Source organism: Ruegeria sp. YKSE079, from assembly GCF_059612845.1.
Genome location: NZ_JBXWRJ010000022.1, coordinates 17,730 through 41,918, shown reverse-complemented (window position 1 = coordinate 41,918; position 24,189 = coordinate 17,730). Strand labels below are relative to the sequence as shown.

The 24,189-nt window shown below is 56.4% G+C and carries 18 protein-coding genes; 15 read left to right on the top strand and 3 right to left on the bottom strand.

All coding sequences use genetic code 11. From position 1 onward, the window contains the following. Positions 1 to 376: 376 nt before the first annotated feature. Both AC2FMY_RS18005 and AC2FMY_RS18000 read right to left on the bottom strand, forming a co-directional pair. On the bottom strand, positions 377 to 4,807 hold the full coding sequence (locus AC2FMY_RS18005) for a two-partner secretion domain-containing protein (protein WP_496745843.1): 4,431 nt from the start codon (positions 4,805 to 4,807) through the stop codon (positions 377 to 379). 4 nt (positions 4,808 to 4,811) lie between these two features. Then, a complete protein-coding gene (locus tag AC2FMY_RS18000; protein ID WP_496745841.1) occupies positions 4,812 to 6,542 on the bottom strand; it encodes a ShlB/FhaC/HecB family hemolysin secretion/activation protein in 1,731 nt (576 codons plus the stop codon). A gap of 227 nt (positions 6,543 to 6,769) precedes the next feature. On the opposite strand from AC2FMY_RS18000, the gene AC2FMY_RS17995 reads away from it, so the two are divergent. Then, entirely contained in the window at positions 6,770 to 8,134 is a 1,365-nt protein-coding gene (locus AC2FMY_RS17995; RefSeq protein WP_496807839.1) for a hypothetical protein, read from the top strand. 67 nt (positions 8,135 to 8,201) lie between these two features. Here the strand turns inward: AC2FMY_RS17995 and AC2FMY_RS17990 are convergent, their stop codons facing one another. Beyond that, the gene (locus AC2FMY_RS17990; RefSeq protein WP_480751892.1) at positions 8,202 to 9,047 is read right to left on the bottom strand and encodes a M15 family metallopeptidase; all 846 of its coding nucleotides are present in this window, start codon (positions 9,045 to 9,047) and stop codon (positions 8,202 to 8,204) included. 118 nt (positions 9,048 to 9,165) lie between these two features. Here AC2FMY_RS17990 and AC2FMY_RS17985 point away from each other — a divergent pair, with 118 nt between their 5' ends. The 14 genes from AC2FMY_RS17985 to AC2FMY_RS17920 all read left to right on the top strand — a co-directional run bounded on the left by AC2FMY_RS17985 (position 9,166) and on the right by AC2FMY_RS17920 (position 24,183). Beyond that, positions 9,166 to 9,792, top strand: coding sequence for an OmpA family protein (locus AC2FMY_RS17985; protein WP_496807838.1), 627 nt, complete (start codon positions 9,166 to 9,168; stop codon positions 9,790 to 9,792). 39 nt (positions 9,793 to 9,831) lie between these two features. Continuing rightward, positions 9,832 to 12,012, top strand: a complete 2,181-nt coding sequence (locus AC2FMY_RS17980; protein WP_496807837.1) for a serine/threonine protein kinase — start codon at positions 9,832 to 9,834, stop codon at positions 12,010 to 12,012. Between the two features lie 206 nt (positions 12,013 to 12,218). Next, entirely contained in the window at positions 12,219 to 13,613 is a 1,395-nt protein-coding gene (gene ehuR, locus AC2FMY_RS17975) for a MocR-like ectoine utilization transcription factor EhuR (protein ID WP_496745834.1), read from the top strand. A gap of 96 nt (positions 13,614 to 13,709) precedes the next feature. Then, entirely contained in the window at positions 13,710 to 14,729 is a 1,020-nt protein-coding gene (locus AC2FMY_RS17970; RefSeq protein WP_480751897.1) for a TRAP transporter substrate-binding protein, read from the top strand. Between the two features lie 67 nt (positions 14,730 to 14,796). Beyond that, positions 14,797 to 15,363, top strand: coding sequence for a TRAP transporter small permease (locus AC2FMY_RS17965; RefSeq protein ID WP_480751898.1), 567 nt, complete (start codon positions 14,797 to 14,799; stop codon positions 15,361 to 15,363). A gap of 10 nt (positions 15,364 to 15,373) precedes the next feature. Continuing rightward, on the top strand, positions 15,374 to 16,660 hold the full coding sequence (locus AC2FMY_RS17960) for a TRAP transporter large permease (protein WP_480751899.1): 1,287 nt from the start codon (positions 15,374 to 15,376) through the stop codon (positions 16,658 to 16,660). Positions 16,661 to 16,675: 15 nt separating this feature from the next. Beyond that, entirely contained in the window at positions 16,676 to 17,113 is a 438-nt protein-coding gene (locus tag AC2FMY_RS17955; protein WP_496807836.1) for a universal stress protein, read from the top strand. Positions 17,114 to 17,123: 10 nt separating this feature from the next. Then, entirely contained in the window at positions 17,124 to 17,888 is a 765-nt protein-coding gene (eutA, locus tag AC2FMY_RS17950; protein ID WP_496745829.1) for an ectoine utilization protein EutA, read from the top strand. Positions 17,889 to 17,905: 17 nt separating this feature from the next. After that, positions 17,906 to 18,919: a hydroxyectoine utilization dehydratase EutB gene (gene eutB, locus AC2FMY_RS17945; protein WP_480751903.1), complete on the top strand. Its 1,014-nt coding sequence runs from the start codon at positions 17,906 to 17,908 to the stop codon at positions 18,917 to 18,919. Beyond that, entirely contained in the window at positions 18,912 to 19,901 is a 990-nt protein-coding gene (locus tag AC2FMY_RS17940; protein WP_496807835.1) for a cyclodeaminase, read from the top strand. Before eutB ends, AC2FMY_RS17940 begins: the two co-directional genes overlap by 8 nt. Positions 19,902 to 19,920: 19 nt before the next feature. Next, positions 19,921 to 21,108: an ectoine hydrolase DoeA gene (gene doeA, locus AC2FMY_RS17935; RefSeq protein WP_480751906.1), complete on the top strand. Its 1,188-nt coding sequence runs from the start codon at positions 19,921 to 19,923 to the stop codon at positions 21,106 to 21,108. A gap of 3 nt (positions 21,109 to 21,111) precedes the next feature. Next, positions 21,112 to 22,104 carry a N(2)-acetyl-L-2,4-diaminobutanoate deacetylase DoeB gene (gene doeB, locus AC2FMY_RS17930; RefSeq protein WP_496745824.1) on the top strand — a complete coding sequence of 331 codons (993 nt, stop codon included), beginning with the start codon at positions 21,112 to 21,114 and terminating at the stop codon, positions 22,102 to 22,104. A 13-nt stretch (positions 22,105 to 22,117) separates the two neighbouring features. Next, on the top strand, positions 22,118 to 22,597 hold the full coding sequence (locus AC2FMY_RS17925) for an Lrp/AsnC family transcriptional regulator (RefSeq protein WP_480751908.1): 480 nt from the start codon (positions 22,118 to 22,120) through the stop codon (positions 22,595 to 22,597). A 110-nt stretch (positions 22,598 to 22,707) separates the two neighbouring features. Next, a complete protein-coding gene (locus AC2FMY_RS17920; protein ID WP_496745822.1) occupies positions 22,708 to 24,183 on the top strand; it encodes an NAD-dependent succinate-semialdehyde dehydrogenase in 1,476 nt (491 codons plus the stop codon). The last annotated feature ends 6 nt before the right edge of the window (positions 24,184 to 24,189 follow it).

Below are 24,189 nucleotides of genomic sequence, written 5' to 3'. Positions count from 1 at the left end.
AAAGGTGGAAACACCAAAAACTAGAGACGGCGATCGACTGTTTCAATCTACCACATCTGAACAGTTAGCATTACAAATTTCTTAAATACGCAATGAATTCAACCAACCAGTTCAGCTTGTGGATTTTGATATTTTTTTACTTACAATGTGTTGCGCGGCGTTCTTCATATGCCAATCGGATTTCGCAAAAATCCATCCCGTCAACAATAACGTAGAGGAATGATTAATCATCCAGTCAATGGAAACATTGCTGCGGTTGGGGCCACTTTCGCGATTGCCTGCCGTTAGGCGTTTCAATTTGTACGCCCCTGCCCTGCAGAGCTGGAGCGCCTTTTGAAATCACACGTAGAAGCAAGTCATCCGTCGTGCCGGTGCATCACAACTCCAGCACGCGGGACAGGCTAATCTCGGCGCGGCCCACCGCCTGTACGATTGTCTCGACCTGCTGACGTTGCAATCCCGCCAGTTCCGGATCATCAGCTCGGATCAGGGTGATCGCCTTACGGATTTCAGATTGAGCCGACTGGATCGCACGTCGTGCTTGTGTGGCGGCCTCACGCCGGATGGATTCACGTTCTGCGGCCGTGGTTGCCAGGGCAAGACGGCGATTGGCATTCTCGCCTGCTTCCCGTACCCCGGCGGCCGCACCGCGGACAATGTCTCCGATCTGTTCCAAACCGGGCGGCAGGTCGGATGCAATGCTTTCAAGATCGCCCGCGTAGTCGTCCATCGCATCGGCGAGACAGGCCAGGTACAATGCAACATCGTCACCTTGGCCACCGCACGACGCGATACGGGCATCCAAGTCATCGGAAACGATTTCGACCGTATCCAGCGTCTTGGCTGCTTCTTCGACCGGTGTGACGGCAGTGCCACCGGTGCTGGAGCCACCGCCACCGCCGCCGGTACTGATCTTGGTATCTACGGTCGGGGTGATTTCGATCTTGGGTATCGGCGGATACGGAACGTTTATTTCCTCCACAACATCGAAAAGGCCGGCCACATAAGTAATGACATAGTTCGACAGGCCGCTGCCGGTCGCATTGGAAACAGATATTGCGTAAGGCGAGTCATCAATTGTTGCGTCCGCTGAGGCACCTGCGCTTTGCAGCTGCGCTGAGGCAACATTATCGGCCGGATTCACAAGGCCAGAAGTGGTGAATTCGGTCCCGTTGAAAACAAATTCAAGACCTTCCGGTTTTACCTGATTTAGCGCGGTAACAGTCAAAGACGCAGGATCAACGAACAATAGGCTGGTATCATAAAAAATGTCGTAGTTCCCGACACCTGACCCGATGGCGTTGCTGGATTCGATCAGATATCCGGCGCTGCCCGATGCCGGAGCGAACTGAGCCGCGCCAGCGCTGGTCAGTGTCACGCTTGTCACCGTGTCGGACCCCAAAAGGCCCGTTGTCGTAAACTCGGTTCCGGTAAAGGCGAAGCCGTCGCCATAAGTGCGGCTCAGGAAGTCGGGGGTGATGGACAAAAACGCGGGATCCACGGTCAGCTGACCGTTTACATAGGTGATATCGTAGTTGCTCAACCCCCCGCCGGTCGCGTTGCTTGCGACGATTGCGTAGGGACTTCCGGCTACACTGGCAAACTCGGCCGAGCCTGCACTTGTCAGCGTGACGCTCGACACAAAATCTTCATTCGCGACGATCAAGCCCGTTGCCGTGAATTCCGTGCCATCAAAGCTGAACGTGGTGCCATATGTCTTGGACTGGTCATTTGCGGTAATAGTCAAAGGCGCGGGTGTAACCGTTCCTGCACCGGACAGGGCCGCGACGTCATATGTTATGCCTTGAGAGCTGTTGAGCGATGTCGTCGACGTCGCAAACGTCGTACTTCCTACCGTATCGTCGGCAAAGAACAAGTTTGTGAAGGCTGGTGCGGTGTCGAGTGTGTCACCTGCCGGCCCGAACAAATAGGTTCCCGGACCACCTGTGACGGTGCCGGTTGCGGTCGCGGAGAATGTGCTGCCGTATTGGGCGGACAGTGGATCATATGTCACGTAGATCACGGGGCTGGTGGTGTAGTTCTGGGGATAGAGGCCGAATGCGCCCGGAGCCCAGTTGTTCGCGAAATCCCACCCAACGGCGCTTGCCAGCGAGACAAAACCATCCGTGTCCTGAAACTGGGCCGTGTTCAACCCGGTGCCGCCCGCACTGGTGCTTTGTCCGGACGTGCCCGTGTCCCAGAAAGAACCGCTTACCGTTCCTGTATTGGCCCCGGCCAGACCACCGGTGATAGCAGTTCCGTTCGAAACCGAAACACCGCCTGTTGAATAGGATGCAGATACTGTTCCACCTGCATTATTGCCAATCAGGCCCCCTGCCGTCCCGGTGCCGCCGGCAAGGGGAAGTGTTACGTCGCCGATGGCGTAAGAGCTTTGAATGGACCCGGTCGAACCATTCTCACCAACCAGGCCGCCCGCATGGAAGCTGGCGATGGTTGAACCAGACCCAGGATCGGTGCCCGTAACCGTTCCGCCCGCGTGAGACCTGAGTATGGTTCCATCGTTCACACCCGCAAGCCCGCCGATTTCAACCAACCCTGACCCAAAACCCGGCTCTTGGTAGCTGACAGAAGCCAACGAGAAACTGTCGCGAATGGTGCCGTTATTTGTTCCAACCATGCCGCCGAAGGGACCGGAGTCGCCGTACTCAAACCCACCCGAAGACTGATTGCTCATCGATCCCGAGACAGACGAGCCTTCGATCAACCCGTTGTTGACAGCGGCAAGGATACCTCCGCCGCCGGTCACGATATCAGCATTCGCGAGCCGCAAATCTGTTACGACCGCGCTACTTCCTAGCGTGGTAAACAGCCCGCCTATAGCTCCGGAGCGGTCGACAAACAGCCCGTCAATCGTGTGGCCCATCCCATCGAAGGTTCCGTCAAACGAACTGATGGGCTGGAATCCCTCGAAACCTTCGCCAAAATCGAACCAACCAGATGTTCCGCTTGCGTCGATATCATTGGCAAGCACGAAATTCGACGAGGATAGTGAGGTGCTGTTTACCCCTTGTACGCCGTAGATGTCCGCCAATTGATATGGATTGGCAGCAGACCCGTCACCGCCGAGGGCACGCAAAAAGGTGGTGGAACCGCCGAGTTGAAAATCCGAAGCCTGAAATGCGGGCAACGTTCCGTTCACCTGAGACCAAGTACCGTTTTCCAGTCGGAAAGTCCCTACGTTTACGGCTCCGCTTGCGCCGGTGGTGATCGTGCCGCCGGCATTAATGGCAAACTCACCGGTCGTTCCGGTTATCCCGGCGTTCAGGATGACATTTCGGTTAGCTGTCAACCGGAATTCGCTGAAGCTGTTCCAGGTAATCGCGCTGTTGATCGTAATGTCGCCGGCGTCCGCTCCCGAGCCGCCGAGATCCGTCGGGGAACCACCCACAACCAAAGATCCGGTGCCATTGGTGTTGAGTTCAACAGAGGTGGTAGCCAGATTGGATTCTATCGTGACCACGTCAATGGTGCCGGGCACGGTGATGTTTGTAGGATCGAGCAGCAGCAGTCCGACTTCGCCGTTGGGTGCTCGCAAATCGGCCAAACCGCGATAGCGCAAATCCAGTTTGCCCGACACTTCGGCAAAGCCACCGTCGCCAGCAATATCACCGCCCCGGGCGGATATCAGGCCGTCGAACTCGGTATAGACATCGGACCAGACGATGATGCGACCGCCGTCCCCGCTGTCGCCGCCATTGGCGGACAGCCGTGTATCGGCATCGACATCAACGTGCGAAGCGTGCTGAAGAGTGCCGCTGCCTTGATAGTCACCGCCCACGCGGATCAGGCCGCCTTGTCCCTCCCCTGCCCCGTCGGCCAGAAGCTCGGCGCCAGCAAGCGTGATCTGCTCGCCAGTGATGGTGATGTCCCCTCCGGTCGCCGGTCGAGCCACGGGACGCGGACTGGTTTCAACCAACTCTACCTGTGCAGAAGCGTTGATTGTTCCGCTGACGTTAACGCTGCCGCCGCTTCCTCCCAGAACAACGGCGCCGGAACGTCCGCCGACTGTCTGCGCCTCGATCACGCCCGACATGTTCACAACCTGACGCGCCGCATCCCGCGCGCTGGCCGCCAACAGATGCACCTGACCGCCATTTGCCTCGATCAACCCGGAGTTTTCGACCAATGCATCCATGCTGTCGTCGCTGTCGGAGGGTACGGCAACCTGAAGGAAACCGTCACCGGAGACGTCAAGCGTAATCTGCTCTCCGGCCGCCAGGCCAACCTTGCCCAGAGGGACCCGGATGACACCCGAGTTTTTGACCTTGCCACCCATCAGAGCGGCATATCCCCCCGGTACAACTGAAATCTGGCCCGCATTTTCGACACTTGCCGAACTGCCGTGCCCATTGAATCGATATTGCCCGGTAAGGAAATCGTCGTTGTTGATATCCAAAGTGGACGCCACGAAACCGCCGGTTTGTACATGTCCGTTCGGGCCGATGAAAATACCGTTTGGGTTGACCAGAAAAACCTGACCATTGGCGTTCAGCTGGCCATGAATCTGCGAGGTAGTGTTTCCGGTTACCCGGTTCAACAAAGTGCTGTTTGCCGTTGGCTGGGCAATGTTGACCTGAGCATCCTGACCGATGGAGAAACTGTTCCAGTTGACGATGGCGGCATCTGAGCCCTGATTGATGTTCATTTGGGACGACGATGGAGAAGTGATCGCCACGGAACCAGCGCTTACGGTTCCGCCCGTTGGCAGACTGTCCGCCAAGGCAGTTGTGCAGAGCAACGTCGCCAAGGTGCCGACTAGGAATGGTGAAGAATATGGGTGTGCCATCTTGTTAGAACCTGCGGCTGGCGACGATGCTGAAGCGGTTCTCATCTGGTTCAAGATCATCTCTTAACCCTCTCCCATACTCAACTCGCAATGATCCGGACTTGAATGGGGAGTTTTCAATCGTCAAAAATTCGAATCCAAGTCCGTAACTGGAAGCCTTGGTGGTGCTTTGTTCAAAAACAGTCGGATTTTCCAGTCCTACCATACCTGTGGCTCCGAACAAATATGGTTTGCCAATAAACGGATAGCCGCCAATGGAAAGCGCCATCTGTCGGGCAACCTCGGCCCTCAGGACCCATCCATCATCGCCCTTGATCGTTCCGGCATCAAAGGTCGACAACTCTCCCGTGCCGCCAAGGCTGATCTGTTCGGAGGACACCAGTGGATCCCCGAAGTTGCTTTGGGCGCGACCGCGCAACGACAGGCTCCAATTCTTGTCAAATGGGCGAAGATACTGGAAACCCAATACGAGCTTGGTAAAAACCGCATCAGCACCCTGACGTGAAAGCGGTGTTTCCCCTGGCCCTGGTGTTGTCCGCGCGCCAAACGCATCTATGCCCTGTGACAAAACTGCACTGGCTTGCAGGTATGATCCGTCATCGTAGTTCCAAGTCCCATCGAGGGAAGCCCGCAGAACGCTCAATTCGTCGTCATAGACTGGGAACTCGGTCGTTGTTCCGATCAGGTTTTGCTCGTCACTTGTGCGATCAAGAATGAACTGCGAGGACAAGTTGAACCGTCGCGACCGGATCCATGGGTAATAAAACCGGAAAGACAGGCGGTCAAAGCTGCTGTTGGTCGGAATGAGTTCATTATCTGGCGTCGACCGGCTGGATGTGCCTTCGATGTTGAAGGTCAACCCGCTCAAGCCGATCGGAAACACGGCGCCGGCAGCAAGAATGCGGTATTGGGCCGAGTCTGAAAAATACCGGGTCGGAGAGCCGCCGAGGCGAGCGTAAAACGTCTCGCCCATCTGAAGCGCGCCGTTCAGTTCCACACCGGCGCTCAAATTTAGTGGACCTAGTTCGTCGGAAAGCGAGTTGTCGAAACCAAATGATCCGGTCACCCTTTGGTATTCGCCATCCAGGGTGAGCAACGTGCCGCCATCCTGCCGGCCTGTGGAAAGGGTGGAAGACAGCCTTACACCATAGGTGTCGCCGGCCAGTAAAAGTGCCCGCTCGATTTGCTGAAGACGAATGCCGCGCTTTCCGATCAGGGGATCCGTCAGGCGGACGATCCGGCCCCGCACGGGTTCGGGGACGGCTGTTGCATCAATTCGTTCAATGAATCCGTCAACCACAACGATCCTGAGTGCGCCGCCATCCCTGACAGTCTGCTGCGGCAGAACAACCCGGGCCAGCACATATCCTGCATCTGCATATTCACTTTCCAATACCCTTGTGGCTCTGAAAATCTCGGAAACAGGAACCCGTTTGCCAGCCAGAGATTGTGTGAACGCCTGATTTGCGGCCGCCATCTGAGGTAAGGCATTTTGGATTTCGACGGTGCCGATGGTGACGAATAGCCTGTCAGACCCCGGCGGAGTCTGCGCACCCGGGTCTCGCGCGACGGTCACTGGCCCTGACGTTGCGCGCTGGTTCTGCGGCTGAAAAGTGGACGGTGCCAGATTGCCGGCGGACTGTGCCGACGCCGGTCCGTTATCCGCCCCGAACAGCAACGCGGAGATCAAGCAGGCTATAAGTTTGGGCGAGACGGCTAACCGAGGAAAACGCATTGGTTCCTTACTGTATTCAAATGGTCGGGTAGTTGACAGAGAACCCCTTTTGGGCCGTATCAGGCAAGCACAAAGAGCCGAGATGTGTGTTTCTCGTTAATATCCGGGGCCAAGTATGTTGGAGGAGCAACAAATTTCCGCCACATTCCGAAACCTAGGCTATCTTTGTTCCCGACTGCTTTGAACCGGAGTTCAAGCTTATGCTGACCAAATCCCAACGAGCCTTTTTGGAAAGATTTACAGATACGCAGGGGCCCGAAGGCGGCGATCGGACCGATGAAAGCGGCGATTTCGAACGGACTGCACAAGATTTCGAGTTACTTTTGGCGCGGGTTCATGCCTTGCCTCCGCGGGGGGCGCGGTTGTTGCAACCTTTGTCCGCCCCCCTTTCGAAAGCACTTTCCAAGGCGCGCGATCTGATTGCCCAGGGTGCTGGAGAAAACGCTGAAATAGTATTGGATCGGGAACGTGACACGGCTCGCGCTCTGGATCGGGAGTACGATGCGGCCGTCTTGTACCTGGAGGAAGAGAAGAAGTTTCAGACGCGGCTCAAGCAGACCCTGGCCCAGAAACACACTGGGGGGGATATAGCCATTCTCGATTATCTCGCGCGCATGGAAGCAGACGAAAAGCGCAGGCAGGCGGCAATCGCACGCGGGGATATCGGGCAGGCTCTGGCCGTATGCGAAGGGCAGGATCACCGCCATACTGCCATGATGCAAGAGGCCTCACGTGGGGCCGACTATGCGCGCCTGGTCACGGAACTTACTGCTGAAATCGCAAGGATCGAAGCCCTTGCTCCAGCAGGTGGTCCGGCGCAGCCAGTTCTGAACGACGTCCGCGAGATGATGAACGACGCCGCCAACTTTACCAAAAGCGACAATTGGGTCGGTGCGGTTGTCATGCTGCAAAAGGCGCGTACCGAATTGCGAGTGGGCACAAAGGGGCTGGATTTGGCTTCAAAGTTGCCAGCCGTGAAAAAAGATGACGACTTCGACAAAGTCTATGCCCGCATTTTCGCGATGGTGGGCGGGTTGAAAAAGCTACCTGCTTCCCGCCAATTCTCGACTGAACTGTCCGAGTGCATAAAGACACTTCGGCAAGCTCGAGCCATCCTTCCTGATCAAGCGGGTGCGCTGGCCATGCTTGAGACTGCACGGCGGATCGTCGAACAAGTGACCCAAGACGTCCTGCAGGACGGAAAATACGCCAGCGTATTCAGACAGTTGGTCGCCCGTGCGAAAGAGTTGCAGCGCGTCAACGTGGGCAATTGCGTCAAACCAGAACTTGGACAGGTTCATGCGGCTTTGGCCGAGGCCGATCAAGCCGCGCGTGCCCGAAATTTTCTGGCTGCATTTCACTGTCTCGAAACGGCAGAAGCGGCGATAGCGAATGGCAATGCCGCTGCCCGTGTGTATTTGGAATTTGTCGAACCGGCCCATGGGGCCATCGCGTCAGCGACGCAAAATCGCGATCAAGCTGAAAGCTTGTTGGACCGATTGAAAATGGCATTCCAAAACCGCGAGCTTGATGAAGTGAAAGTGCTTTCTGAAGAAGCGGTTGCCTTCGCGGAACAGGAAATGACCGTATAGAACAGGGCGCTCATGAAGGCTTGGAACGGTTCTGTTGCAAGGACGGATTTCGAAACGTGGATTGCCGCTAAAGCGCGCCTTCTTCGATCCATTCCTCGATTTTGTTGCGGCTGACTTCGAAATGCATCGAGTCTTCGCGGCCCCAGGCCGCGCCCCATACCCAGCCCTCTTCGCGGAAGAAATCGGCCAGGATCGTCAGACCCAACTGGGTTTTCCCATCGCCCAATGTGTCCAGAACACCGTCGATGTTCAAATCCACAGCCAAACCGTAAGCATGGGCTGACGCCGATGAGGTCGATCCCCGGATCAGCCGCACACACAGCGAACCGGCCGTGTTTATCCGGGCATACAGGTCCGGATCTGTCCTTCGAATGTTGTCGAAGACCTGACGCAGAGAATCGATTGCGGGTCTCAGCATACGGACCTGCACCGGGCCAACCTGTTCGAGGATAAGCTTGTCAGCCAACCGCTCGTTGGTCATGGCTTGGCATGTGTCGGTCAGGTTCTCGCGTGGCGGCCCGAAGGTTTGAGCCAGAAATGATGGCGACGCGATCTCCAACTCTCGGTTCACCTTGTTTCTGTTGGCAATCAGAACGACCTGAGCATAGGCATCGATGATATCGTTGGGTGACGTGCTGTCGTAACCATATGAATCCGCATCAAGGCTATCGGGTTGAAGTAACGGTGCGGCATTGCCGGATTGCAAGCGCCCGATTTCACCGGAAATTTCTTCCAAGCGATTTCTCAGATCTTCGACCTGCTGGCTGAGCATTTCAATTTCGATCCGCGCACCTGAATCGATGGCCGGGCCATCAAATGTCTCGTCAGACGAAACAAGCATCGGGAAGACGTACCAGATGATAGGTGCCAGCAGAATTGCGATTGCCAGAATTATCGCAGGCACGATACGCATGAGTTATTTCCCTGTGAACCGACGTTCTTACCGCTCAGCGATACTTTAGGATGCTCTTTTGCAACTGTCACGTCGAAGGCTCAACAAATGCACATAATGATTGTGACACCAATTCCCGTTGGTTAATCTCAGGAGAACTCTTCATTTGGCGCCAGGGAGCCGGGCAATGTTCTTCAAAAAAAATCTCGTTCGTTTCTGTTCATCGGTCGCGGTGGGGTTGTTCGCCCTGCAAGCGGCAAGCGCACAAACTTCGAGCGAGATGACGGCAGAAGAGATGACCGATGCGTTCAACAAGCAAAAAACGCGCGGCTTGGTTATAGTGCCTTCAACGCAAGCTACGACCGCAGAAACCGAAGAAAGCAGTGGAACCACAGTGGCTGCAGCGACAGATTATCAAGAAGTCGCGAAGGAGGATCAGGTCAATTTGCAGATCAGTTTCGATTTTGACTCTGCGGCCTTGCGTGACGACCAGAAACCCAAGCTCGCTTCGCTTTGCCAGGCCATGAAATCGGTGGATGTTCAGGTCTTTCAAATCATCGGGCACACAGACAGTTCGGGGTCGGCAGACTATAACCAAAACCTGTCCTTGCTGCGTGCAAAGGAAGTAAAACGTCATCTTGTGGGTGATTGCGGCATTCCGGAAAACCGGCTGGAAGCCATCGGGATGGGTGAAACCGTTCCCTATAACTCGGACGATACCCGCGCAGATGAAAACCGTCGGGTGGAATTCCAGGCGCTTGGTTAAGAACGTACTCGCTTCAACCGATTGATCTATGGGGGCCGAATGACCGAATCCCGCGCCGGTGACCTGTTTCAGCCAGGCGACTTGGTAAATAATACTTACCGTATCGAGGCGATCCTGGGCCGGGGTGGCACGTCGGATGTGTATCGGGCCAAGTCGGAAATTTCAGGCCGACAAGTTGCGCTAAAAGTGCTTAAGGCAGAGTTTTCGGGCAATGATGATTACCTCGTCCTGCTCACGCGAGAAGAGGAAATCCGTGAAATCCGGCACGATGCAGTGGTGCGATATTCGGAAAATCACCGAACTGCCGATGGCCACGTTTATCTTTTGATGGATTATGTGGACGGGCCGGGATTGGACGCAAAGCTTAAAGAAGGCCCGATGTCTTCTGCGGACCTTTTGACAGTCTGCAAGAGGGTATGTGAAGGCCTTGAGGCGGCGCATGCAAGGAACATTGTTCATCGGGACCTGAGTCCGGACAACATCATCCTGCGCAACGGCGACCCGGCGCAGGCAGTGATTATCGACTTTGGCATCGCCAAGGACACCAATCCCGGCGCAGAAACCATTGTCGGCAACGAATTTGCCGGGAAATATGCCTACGCCGCACCAGAGCAACTGTCGGGCAAAACGGATGCCCGCACCGACCTGTACTCTCTGGGCGCTCTGCTTTTGGCTAATTATCGTGGCAAGTCACCCGAGATAGGGCGCAATCCGATGGAGGTGGTCGAGAATAAGAAAAAGCGTTTGGACACAGAAGATGTGCCGGACCCTTTGAAGTCGATAATCGACAAGATGACCGCTCCCGACCCCGACGACCGTTTTCAAAGCGCGTCAGAGGTTTTGCGCACTCTTGCCAATCGTAAGGCCGAGCACACAACACCTTTGGAGGATGCGACGATTATCGTGCCCAAGGGTGCTGCAAAACCAGAACCGGCGAAGCCACAAGCCGCGCTCATGAAGGAACCAAAATCTTCGCGCCCTGCACCACAGGCGAATGAAACAGGGTCGCGCAGTGGGTTGGTTGTAATTTTGCTTGTTGGTTTCTTGGCTTTGTTGGGCGCAGGTGGATACGTAGCGGGATTATTCGACAGCATGATGGGACCAACCTATCCCGTAGCCAACCCATATACACTGATTGTGGAAGCGCCCCAAAACGGCGTTCCCCGTGCGATTGGCAATGTACCGACTGAACAGATCAGAGAGGAAATCACTGCAATCGTGGAATCTGACGCTGGATTCGCCCAACTCACACTGGCATCTGGTGAAATTGCTGAAACATGGGGCGCGGACGTGGTGGCCACAATAAAGGCCCTTTCTCCGTTGGACTCCTGGAGACTTGAGCTGAATGGGAATGACGCGTCGGTCAACGGCCTGACGAGTGACAAGGGTATCCAGGAACAAGTTGAACAAGTTTTCAGCGCGGGATTTTCCGGCGGATTGAAGGGCAATGTTTCTGTGGAACTGAGGGAACTGTTTTTGTCTGCCGAAGCAATTACATCGGTTCTCGAAAACCTTGCCGATTGCGGTGAGTTGAACCTAGTGGACCCTCCGGCCGCCGGTTACGGCCCCGAAAGCCAGATCCTGGTCAAGGGAACAGTTGCAACGGCTGAAACACGTGCGGCCCTGTTCGATTCCGTTCGCGCGGTTGGGGGAGAGCGCCCGGTTACCGTCGACACCAGTATCCTGAATCCGACGTTGTGCCTGATCGAGAATTTTCTCCCGGCAGCGCCAGCGGGGGAAATCGGTATAGACTTCAGCAACGGAGAAGCGGGTAACGCACCAAACCCGACCGGGGATTATGTGGTTGGCGAAAACCCGGTTATCGACATAGTGTTGCCTGCTGACGCTCAGGATGGCTTTCTGTCTGTTTCGGTGTTGGACGTTTCCGGCAACGTGTTCCATCTGATTCCCAACATTTCACGCCAGAACAACGACATTTCGACGCTCCGTAACGGACGCAATGGACCTTTGTCAGTGCGCGTCGCCTATTCCATTGCGGAAAGTCAGGAAAACGGCGGCGTTGCGTTTCAGGTCGATGACAGCACGCTTGGTAAAAGCAAGATTATCGCCATTCATTCCGACGAACCGCTGTTCGAGAGCATGCGGCCAACAACCGAGTCTGCTGTTGGTTATGCCGAAGCCTTACGAGATCAAAGCCGCAACCAAAGCGCGCGTATTTTGTCGTTGGACAGCCGGATATTGACCACGCTCGACAAGTAGCGACTCGAGGACTGAAAACCTGTTTGCCCTACGAACTTCGCACACCCAGCCGCGATATTGAGAAGTTGCACCTTGCCTAACTCGCGAACGGTCGGGGTTATTGGCGGCAGACAGGAAATGACGCTGCTACGACAAGCCTCGCTGGAAAAATCTGAAAGCCGACGTTTGTATTGCCAGTTTGTACTGATCAATTATACATATGTCGCATGACAATTTGGCTTCCTGACCCCAGTTCCCTCGGCTCACCTATACATTCCAGTCTCGCGCGATCCATTGCGAGGGCGATCTCTGATGGCAAGCTGCCAAAGGGTACGCAGCTTCCGACTCATCGCAAACTGGCCGAAGAACTGGGCCTGAGCGTACATACGGTCAGCAAAGCTTATGAAAGTTTGCGGCGGCAACGGTTGATTGATGGTCAGGTGGGACGGGGTAGCTACGTTCTGGATCCTGACAAACCCAACGACCAGCCGTTTCAACTGAGCTCGGAAAGAGGATCCGGTTTCGACTTGTCGATTTCTCGACCGGTTTTCTCGCAGCAACATGCAGAGCGGTTTCAGCAGGCGTTGAAAGAGTTACCCGCAGGGTTGGACCCGACCTACTATTTGTCTTGCCGTCCGAATATTGGCCATGACGCGCATCGCGCCGCCGGAGCGGATTGGTTGAGGATTTGCGGATTGGAAGTATCCCCGGAACGCATCATCATGACAAATGGGGTCAGCCACGGGATGTCTGCCGCGCTGTCGGCGTTGACCCGCCCGGGTGACACGGTGGTATCTGACCGGATCACGCATCATCTATTGGTTTCTGGATGTTCCTATCTCGGACTGAACCTTGTGGGGCTTGAGACGGACGCGGATGGAGTCATCCCTGATGCGCTAGAGCGTCATTGCCGTGAAAAATCCGCTAAAGTATTGTTTGTACTTCCGTCGTTAGCCAACTCCACGGCCGGAATGATGCCTGAAGGCAGGCGTAGGGAATTGGTGGAAATCGCCCGAAAGTACGAATTGTACATCATAGAGAACGATGCGTTTGGTCCTGTTGCAGAATACCGGCCTGTTCCCGTGTCCGCCCTGGCGCCCGAACGATCGATATATCTGACAACCTTCACCAAGTGCACCGTGTCCGGGTTGCGCGCAGGCTACATGGCTGCGCCGGACCATCTGCTGCCTGCATTGACCGGGCGGATTGTCGTGTTCGGCTGGATGGCGACACCATTGATATGCGAACTGGCGACCCGGTGGGTAAAGGATGGAACCGCAGTTGAACTTGCGCAATGGCAGCGGCGCGCGTTGGACGAACGCTACCGTATTGCGGCGGACGTACTTGACGGCTGGCGGTGGCAGGGGCACCCATCGGCGCTTCATTTGTGGCTGCCGCTGACAGAGGGATGGACCACTGGAAGTTTTGTCTCGTATGCGCGCGAACTGAAGGTGGCGGTCGCCCCGGATGCGCCTTTCCTTACTCCAAATACATCACAGCAAAATGCAGTACGCATTTCGCTGGGCAGCATCCAGGATCTGGAGCGGTTCCGGCAAGGCCTGGAGCTGATTGCCGGTATGCTCAGGCGGCCGCCTGAGGGAGTTGCCCCTTTCACGTTTTAACATTGTCATGCTACAATAAATAAATTGACATGCAGTACAATTTCTCTCAAACCGAGCACGACGGTGCTCCGGCACCGGTGATCTTGGGAGGAAACTATGGCTCAATCCATCAAATTTACATTTGGAGTCCTGACGGCTGCGGGAATTGCACTGACAGCAGGCACCACCGTGCAGGCGGAAACCTGGCGGTATGCATTCGAAGAAGCGATGACCGATGTGCAGGGCATTTATGCCCAGAAATTCAAGGAAGAGATCGAGGCGAACTCGGATCACGAGATCCAGCTGTTCCCCTATGGCACCCTGGGTGAATCCGCCGATATCATGGAGCAGACTCAGGACGGAATTCTGCAGTTCGTGGACCAATCACCAGGTTTTACCGGGTCGCTGATTCCCGAAGCGCAGGTCTTTTTTGTCCCTTACCTGCTGCCCACTGATCAGGAGCATCTGGCGCGCTTCTACAAAGAGAGCAAGGCGATCAATGAAATGTTCAAACCACTCTATGCCGATCAGGGGCTGGAGTTGTTGAACATGTTCCCCGAAGGCGAGGTCGCCATGACCACCAAAACGCCGGTTGCAACATGTTCCGATCTGGACGAAGTGAAATTCCGGGTCATGACCAACCCGCTTCTGGTGGAAAGCTACAAGGCTTTTGGCGCCACGCCGACGCCACTTCCCTGGGGCGAGGTTTATGGTGGTCTGCAGACCAATGTTATCCAGGGACAAGAGAACCCGACGTTCTTCCTCTACTCCACCAAGATCTACGAAGTGACCGACTACATCACTTATGCAGGACATAACAACTTCACCACGGCAGTAATGGCCAACAAGGATTTCTATGACGGGTTGAGCGCCGAAGATCAGCAGGTCGTTCAAAACGCGGCCCAGGCCGCCTATGACCACACGGTTGTGTATCAACAGCAGGCGGCAGAGACGGAGCTGGCCAAGATCATGGAGGCCAAGCCGGAAATGCAGGTTACCGTGCTGAGCGATGATCAGCGCCAGTGTTTCAAGGAGGCGGCAGCCGAGGTTGAGGCGAAGTTTGTCGAAATGACCGGCGATAGCGGCGCGGCCATTCTCGAGCAAATGAAAGCGGACCTCGCGGCCACAGCAAACTGAAACCCTTTGGTGAAACGCGACGGGCCGGGACTTTACCGGCCTGCCGCCCAATCAATAGGGAGAGAAAATGGGCAATCCGCATGATTCGGCCTTGCCGGGATTTTTGGGTGTTCTGGACAGCGCAATAAGCCGTACGGAATCATTTCTGTTGGCCGCAGGCGTCTTGCTGATGGCGGCCAATACCGTGGCCAACGTTGTTGGACGGTTTTTGCTGGGGCATTCGATTTTCTTTTCCGAAGAACTGAACCGCATACTGATCATCCTGATCACATTTGCTGGTATCAGCTATGCTGCACGCCATGCCCGTCATATCCGCATGTCGGCCATCTATGACACGTTTCCACCACGCGTTCGCAAGGCACTTATGGTCGTGATTGCCGTGATCACGGCATTTTTCATGTTCCTGCTCTGTTACTACTCGGTGAAGTACATCGGCGCTCAGGCGTCGCGCGGGCGCGTGTTGCCCGCGTTGCAGATCCCTGTTTGGGTGATTTTGATCTGGGTACCTGCCGGGTTCTTCATGACCGGCACCCAGTATCTGCTGACCGCGGTGCGTAACTTTACGTCGCCCGAAATCTATCTCTCGACCCATGTGCAAGAAGGGTATGAGAGCGAAGAAGAAATCGAGATCTGAGGGCAATTCAATGGCTGCAACAATTTTCCTGACCATGATTGTCCTGCTTCTTCTGGGCTTCCCGATGATGATCCCGCTGATTGCCGGTGCATTCATCGGTTTTCTGATGCTGTTCGGTGATTTGGCCAGGACCGAGACGATGGTGCAGCAGATGATGGCCGGCATCCGCCCCGCATCCTTGATTGCGGTGCCGATGTTCATCTTTGCTGCGGATATCATGACGCGCGGCCAGTCAGCCGGACGGTTGATCAATGTGGTGATGGCCTATGTCGGCCATATCCGTGGCGGGCTGGCGATTTCCACCGCTGCTGCCTGCACCATGTTTGGCGCCGTTTCGGGATCGACCCAGGCAACGGTTGTGGCGATCGGCTCGCCGCTGCGGCCCCGCATGTTGAAGGCAGGCTACAAAGACAGCTTTGTGCTGGCACTGATCGTCAACGCCAGCGACATTGCCTTTTTGATCCCGCCATCGATCGGGATGATCATCTATGGTGTTGTTTCCAGCACGTCGATTGCTGAACTGTTCATCGCGGGCATTGGCCCCGGGCTGCTGATCCTCGTCCTGTTTTCCGGGTACAGTTACGTGTACGCCGTGCGCAACAACGTTCCGACCGAACCCAAGGCCAGTTGGGGCGAGCGCCTGACGACCATGCGGGAGGCGCTTTGGCCAATGGGCTTTCCGATCATCATCATTGGCGGCATCTACGGAGGCATCTTCAGCCCGACCGAGGCGGCAGCGGCCTGCGTGCTTTACGCGCTTATCCTCGAAGTTGGTGTCTTCCGGTCGATGACGCTGGCAAATGTTTATGACACGGCCAAATCCACTGGTCTCATAACAGCCATCGTCTTTATTCTGGTTGGCGCTGGTGCTGCGTTTTCCTGGGTGATTTCTTTCGCGCAGGTGCCGCAGCAGATACTGGGCGCCATCGGTATCAGCGAGATGGGCGCGATTGGCGTGTTGTTCGTGATTTCAATTGCGTTTTTCATCGGTTGCATGTTCGTGGATCCGATCGTGGTGATCCTGGTACTGGTTCCGGTCTTTGCACCCGTCGTGAAATCGGTCGGTATCGATCCCGTGCTGGTAGGCACCATCATTACTCTGCAAGTCGCCATCGGCTCGGCCACACCACCCTTTGGGTGCGATATATTCACCGCGATTGCGGTCTTCAAACGCCCTTATGCCGAGGTCGTACGCGGCACGCCGCCATTTATCCTGATGCTGCTGGGCGTGTCGGTGGCACTGATATTTTTCCCGCAGATAGCATTGTTTCTGCGTGATCTGGCCTTTGCCAAGTAAGGGAAGGATATCCCCATGTTTGCTTCAATCCTGGTTCCATTTGACGGATCTCACGGGGCCGAGGCGGCCCTGCAAAAGGCGGCGAAACTGACGCAGCTGTGCAAAGCCGATTTGACCCTACTGACGGTATATCGTCACCACTCCCTGCTCGAAGCCTCGATGCATATAGTAGGTTCGGACAAACCCGACAATCTGGACGACATCATGCGGGGACACGCAAAAGAAGTGGCCGAGCGCGGCAAGTCTCTTGCAAGCGAAGCCGGCGTTCCCAATGTGCGGGCTTTCGTCAAGGGCGGTCCCGTCGCGCGCACAATCGTCGGCTTTGCCAGAGAACACCAGAACGATCTGATCGTTATTGGCAGCCGCGGGTTGGGGTCGCTCGAAGGGGTGTTTTTGGGTAGCGTTTCGCACAAGGTGACCAGCCTTGCCGAAACGCCAGTTCTTGTCGTTTAGGAGTACGAAAATGGCACTGGATATCCACACCACACCGTCGCGCATTCCCGCCCGGCTGGACACCCGCCCGGTAAACAAGCGGATTGCTCTGGTGGCATTGGCAACCGATCATACGTCTGAGCGCGACTTCGCTCGAATCTGTGATCCGGATCAGGTTGGCGTCTACGTGAACCGGATCGAATTCGAAAATCCGACCACCAAGGAAACGCTTCTGAAGACCGGGCCGCGCCTGACTGCGGCCGCGGCGCAGATCCTGCCGGATGAAGAGGTGGATGTGGTCGCCTATTGCTGTACCGCGGCCTCAATCGTGCTGGGCAATGATACCGTGACCCGGTATCTGAACGCCGCCAAGCCGAACACGCCCTGCGTCACGCCGAGTTCTGCTGCCTTTGATGCCTTTGCAGCCCTTGGCGCAAAACGGGTGTCATTGCTGACTCCCTACAGCCCGGACGTAACCGATGAAATGGCTCAGTACTTTGCGGCGCATGGTCCCGAAGTTGTCAGCGCCACCTGCTTTGGGCTGACCGATGACCGGCAAATGGCGCGGATCTCCGAGGACAGCATTATCGACGGCGCGATTGCTGCCTGTGACAGCCAGGCAGATGCACTGTTTCTCTCCTGCACCGCTCTGCGTGCCGCAACTTGCGTGCAACGGATCGAGGATGCGTTGGGCAAGCCGGTTGTGAGCTCGAACCAGGCAATGGTCTGGCGTTGCCTGCGCTTGGCCGGAATTCCGGATCAGAGACAGGGTTACGGCAGGCTTTTTGAACTATAGGCAGACGGACACGCCCGATGAAAAGACAAATAACCCTTCAGGACAGCTTTCTGGCGCACGCGCGGATTGCCGGACGTATCCGGAAGACGGCCATGGCCTCCTCTCCGTCCTTGAGTACGTTGACCGGCGGAAATATATCCCTGAAGCTGGAAAATACTCAGAACACCGGCAGCTTCAAACTGCGCGGCGCCACCAACGCGGTTCTGTCGCTGACCGATGACCAGCGTGCTGCAGGAGTCGTGGGCGTTTCTACCGGCAATCACGGACGCGGGCTGGCATATGCCGCAGCACAGGCGGGTGTGCGTTGCGTCATCTGCATGTCGGAACTGGTGCCTCGGAACAAGGTTGACGGCATCAAATCCCACGGCGCAGAAGTGCGCATTGTCGGTCGTTCGCAGGATGATGCGCAGGTCGAAGTCGACCGGCTGGTATCAGAGGGCATGACCATGCTGCCCCCCTTTGATCACCGCGATATCATAGCTGGCCAAAGCACCGTAGCGCTGGAAATACTCAAGCAGGAGCCAAATCTGGAAACCGTGCTGGTGCCCTTGTCGGGAGGCGGGCTGATTTCCGGAGTGGCGATGGTGATGAAGGCCGCAAACCCGGAAATACGGGTGATCGGCGTCTCGATGGAACGAGGCGCCGCCATGTACGAATGCCTGAAAGCAGGCAAACCCATTCTGGTCGAAGAAAAAGCGACGCTGGCCGACAGCTTAGGCGGAGGCATTGGGTTGGACAATGCCTATACCTTTGAAATGACCAAAGCGTTGGTGGATGAAATTGTACTTGTCACTGAAACTGAAATCGCCGAGGCAATCCGTCATGCGTATTTTCAAGAGCGACAGGTCATCGAAGGCTCTGGCAGCGTCGGCATTGCCGCGCTGCTGTCGGGCAAGGTTGACAATCCTGGCCGCTGTGTGTCGCTGATAAGCGGGCAGAACATCGACATGGTTTTGCACAAGCGCATCATCAATGGCGAAAACGTCGATGTCGAAGCAGAAACCAGAAAACAAGGAAGCGTGGATGCCTGATATCAAGATTCTTACGGAATCCGATCTGCGCAACGCTGTTGCGCTGGATGGTGACGCGGTCATGTGCGTGGAAGAGGCATTTCGCCTGCTTGCCACCAAAGATGTGCAGATGCCCCCGATTCTTAGTTTTCATGTGCCTGAGTACAACGGGGAGGTAGACGTAAAGACCGCCTACGTGCCGGGGCTGGACGGGTTTGCCATCAAGATGAGTCCCGGGTTTTTCGACAACCCTAATCTGGGCCTGCCCAGCCTCAATGGATTGATGGTGCTGTTTGACGCGAAAACCGGCATCGTGCGGGCCGTGCTTTTGGATAACGGCTATTTGACCGATGTCCGTACAGCCGCCGCTGGTGCGGTCGCGGCCAAACATCTGTCGCGGGAAGACAGCACAGTCGCAGGCGTCCTCGGCACAGGTATTCAGGCACGGCTGCAACTGGAAGCGCTGACATTGGTGCGCGATATCCAACGCGCCGTCATCTGGGGCCGCGATGTGCAGAAAGCCGAGGCGTGTGCGCGGGATTGCGCGGAAAAACTGGGCATCCAGGTCACCGCTGGCAGCATTGCCGAAGTAATGGAGCAGGCTGATATCGTTGTGACCACCACACCATCCGGCGAACCGCTGATTAGTGCCGAAATGCTCCGGCCCGGACAGCATGTGACTGCCATGGGTTCTGATGCCGATTACAAGACCGAGCTTTCACCAGATGTGATCCCCGCCGCGACGTTGTTTGTTGTGGACCGGCTGGCACAATCCGTAAAGCAAGGCGAGTTGCGCCCTGCACTGGCCGCGGGCACTGTCACCGAAACACGGAGATTTCCCGAACTGGGCCAAATTATTGCGGGCCAGGTACCGGGCCGGGCTTCGGATGCGGACATCACCGTCTGCGACTTGACCGGAACCGGTGTACAGGACACCGCTATAGCAACACTTGCAGGTTCCCGCGCCAATGCGGCGGGTGCAGGCACCAACATTACCAGCTGATCAACCAGGACTTACCCATATGGCAAACCCAAAGCTGTATTTTTCGCATGCTGAATACCAGCAACGCATCAGCAATACCCGGGCCGAAATGGCGCGGCGTGGACTCGATCTTTTGATCGTTACCGATCCTTCGAACATGAACTGGCTGACCGGTTATGACGGCTGGTCCTTCTATGTGCATCAATGCGTTGTGCTGGGCATGGACGGCGACCCGATCTGGTATGGGCGTGGTCAGGATGCAAATGGCGCCCTGCGCACCTGCTTTATGAATCCCGCCAATATCATCGGCTACCCGGACCACTATGTGCAGTCGACCGAACGGCACCCGATGGATTACCTTTCGGCACAACTGAAGGACCGTGGACACGACAGCGGCAATATCGGCGTCGAGATGGACAACTACTGGTTCACGGCCGCAGCTTTTGCGTCGTTGCAAAAACACCTGCCCAATGCCCGCTTTGCCGATGCCAATGCGCTGGTCAACTGGCAGCGTGCGGTAAAATCCGAGGCCGAACTTACCTTTATGCGCCAGGCCGGCAAGATCGTCGAACGGATGCATCAGCGGATCTTCGACAAGGTCGAACCCGGCATGCGCAAATGCGATCTTGTCGCCGATATCTATGACGCCGCACTGCGCTTCGACGAAAGTTTGGGCATTGGCGGTGATTATCCGGCCATCGTGCCACTGTTGCCGTCTGGACCCGACGCCGCCGCGCCGCATCTGACCTGGGATGACCTGCCGATGAAGTCTGGCGAAGGGACCTTCTTCGAGATTGCTGGCGTCGTGCACCGCTATCATTGCCCATTGTCCAGAACCGTGTTTCTGGGCAATCCGACGCAAACCTTCCTGGATGCCGAAAAAGCAGTGCTTGAAGGCATGGATGCGGGGCTGGAGATGGCCAAGGCAGGCAACACCTGCGAAGACATTGCCAAGGCCTTTTTCAAGGTTCTGAAAAAATATGGCATCGAGAAGGACAACCGCACCGGTTATCCCATCGGCGTGTCTTACCCGCCGGACTGGGGCGAGCGCACCATGTCGCTGCGCCCGGGCGATACGACGGTTCTGCAGGAAAACATGACTTTCCACTTCATGACGGGTCTTTGGATGGAAGACTGGGGTTTCGAGATCACCGAAAGCATTCGCATCGGCGCGAACGGGCCGGAATGCCTGTCAAACGTGCCGCGCAAAATGGTCGTAAAGGACTGATCCATGAAGGAAAATCCGATCTCATCCACCATCCCGCTTGACCAGGATGGGGTGCATCACGGCTTTCTGAAACTACCTTACAGCCGCGATGACAGCGCCTGGGGTTCAATCATGATCCCGCTGACCGTGATCCGGAATGGCGAAGGCAAAACTGCGCTTTTGACCGGGGCCAACCACGGTGATGAGTACGAAGGCCCCATCGCCCTGCACGAATTGGCGGCCACGACCCGCGCCGAAGATGTGACCGGCAGGCTGATCATCATCCCTGCCTTCAACTATCCCGCCTTCCGGGCCGGAACCCGTACTTCGCCGATCGACAAAGGCAACATGAACCGGTCGTTTCCGGGCCGCCCTGACGGCACGGTGACCGAGAAGATCGCTGACTATTTCCAGCGCACGCTTCTGCCGTTGGCCGACGTCGCAGTGGATTTCCACTCAGGCGGCAGAACACTGGATTTTGTGCCTTTTGCCGCAGCCCATATTCTTGAGGACAAGGCCACACAGGACGCCTGTTTCGCCGCGATGAAGGCATTCAATGCCCCGTACTCGGTACAGCTACTGGAAATTGACAGCGCCGGTATGTACGACACCGCAGTCGAGGAGATGGGCAAGGTGCTCGTCACTACCGAACTTGGTGGTGGCGGCTCTTCCACCGCCCGCAGTAATGCGATTGCCAAGAAGGGACTGCGCAACGTCCTGATACACTTCGGCATCCTGCAAGGCGAGATGCAGATCGACGAAACGGTGAACCTGTCCATGCCCGATGACGAGTGCTTTTTGTTCAGCGAAGGCGACGGGCTTTATGAGGTGATGGTGGATTTGGGTGAACCGGTTTCCAAGGGCGATCTGATCGCCCGTGTCTGGCCGCTGGACCGAACTGGGCAGCCACCGCGCGAATACCACGCGCGCCGCGATGGCCATGTCATCAGCCGCCACTATCCCGGCCTGATCCAGTCCGGGGATTGTCTGGCAGTTGTTGGCGTGACCGAGGCGTAATTGGACCAATCACATGCAATTGGATCAGCGCGACCTACAGATTCTGCGCGTGCTTTCGACCGAGGGCCGCATTACCAAGGCCGCGCTGGCCGACCGGATCGGTTTGTCGCCGACGCCCTGCTGGGATCGGCTGAAGAAGCTGGAACAAGCCGGGTTGATCGAAGGATACGGTGCCCACATCAACCTGCGGAAACTGGCGCCGCATGTGACAGTGTTTGTTGCGGCAGAGATCACCGATCACACCGCTGCCAGCTTTCGGGCTTTTGAGGCTGCGATGCAGCGCTATGACGAGGTAACCGCCTGCTGGGCACTTGGCGGAGGTTTTGACTATCTTCTGCAGATCATCACCCGGGATATCGACGCCTATCAACGTTTGATCGACGAAATGCTGGACGCCCGCATCGGTCTGTCGAGGTATTTCACATATGTCGTGACCAAACCGGTCAAGGGTCAAACCCCTCCACCCTTTGAACTGTTGCTAGGCCGGAGTTAGGCAAAGGTTCAGGGTCCTTGTCAGATGAATCTTCTGTCAGCGGGGCCAAATTCGGCCACAACTTCTAAGGCGATCGGGCAGAATCGGCTGCGAAGGTTTGGAGGTTGTTCATGACAGAAACCGCTCTCTCTGCTCGCGCAGATATTGCAGACAAGGCATTAGTACGTTCTTTTTCCTATATAAATGGAAAATGGTGTGCTGCCGCCAATGGCAGATCTTTTCCTGTCACCGACCCGGCAGACGGAACCGAACTCGGTCATGTCGCAAGCCTTTCGGCAGAGGAATCATCTGGTGCGGTTGAGGTTGCTCAGGCAGCTTTTCCGGCTTGGTCCGCACTTCTTCCCCAACAGCGCGCAAAGATCTTGCGCCGCTGGTACGAGCTGCAGCTGGATCACAAGGAGGACCTGGCCCGCATCATGGTGCTGGAACAGGGCAAGCCGTTGTCGGAAGCCCGCGGCGAGATCGAGTACGGCGCAGCTTTTGTGGAGTTCTATTCCGAGGAAGCCAAACGCCCAAATATCGAAGGCGTGACCAGCCACCTGCCTGATGCTGAAGTGGAATTGTGGCGCGAACCAATGGGTGTTGCGGCCCTGATCACGCCCTGGAATTTCCCCTCGGCGATGCTCACCCGCAAGGCAGCTGCGGCTCTGGCAGCAGGCTGTACCGTTGTTGCCCATCCGTCCGGCGAAACCCCTTTCAGCGCGTTGGCGTTGGCAGAACTTGCCGAACGCGCGGGCATCCCTGCCGGTGTGTTCAACGTCGTCACCGGAGAGGCCGCCACAATCGTGGAGCCGTGGACGCGCGACAAGCGGGTCCGGGCGTTGTCATTCACGGGCTCTACAGCCATCGGCAAGTTGCTCTACCGCCAGTCCGCCGACACGGTGAAACGGCTGGTGATGGAATTGGGTGGACACGCGCCGGTGATTGTTTTCAAAGGCGCCAATTTGGATCGGGCGGTTGCCGAAACCATCAAGGCAAAGTTTGCAACATCCGGACAAGATTGCCTTGGGGCGAACCGGATCTTTGTCGAACGCCCGGCCTATGCAGAATTCTGTGCCAAGTTCACCGAAGCTGCAAAGGCTCTGACAATCGGACGGGGCCTGGATGACTGTGATATCGGCCCATTGATGAACGAAAAGGCGGTGCAGAAGCAGGAAGAGCATGTGGCGGACGCGATGGCCAAGGGTGCCAAGCTGTCCTGTGGTGGCAAGCGTCACGCGCTGGGTCCTTTGTTTTATGAACCCACCGTGCTGACGGATGTACCCGCTGACGCTCTGATCATGTCGGAGGAAACATTTGGCCCTGTCGCCCCGATCACTCCTTTCGACACCGAGGAAGAAGTGATTGCACGAGCCAATGACAGCGAATACGGGCTGGTGGCCTATGTTCACAGTCACGACCCACGCCGTATCTACCGGCTGAGCCGGGCGTTGCAATATGGCATGGTGGCGGTCAACCGCACAAAGGTCACTGGCGCGCCCATACCGTTCGGCGGCACCAAACAATCCGGCCTGGGTCGCGAAGGGGCCCGTTTGGGCATGGAAGAATTTACCGAAATAAAATACGTCTGCCGTGACTGGGCGTGATCCACA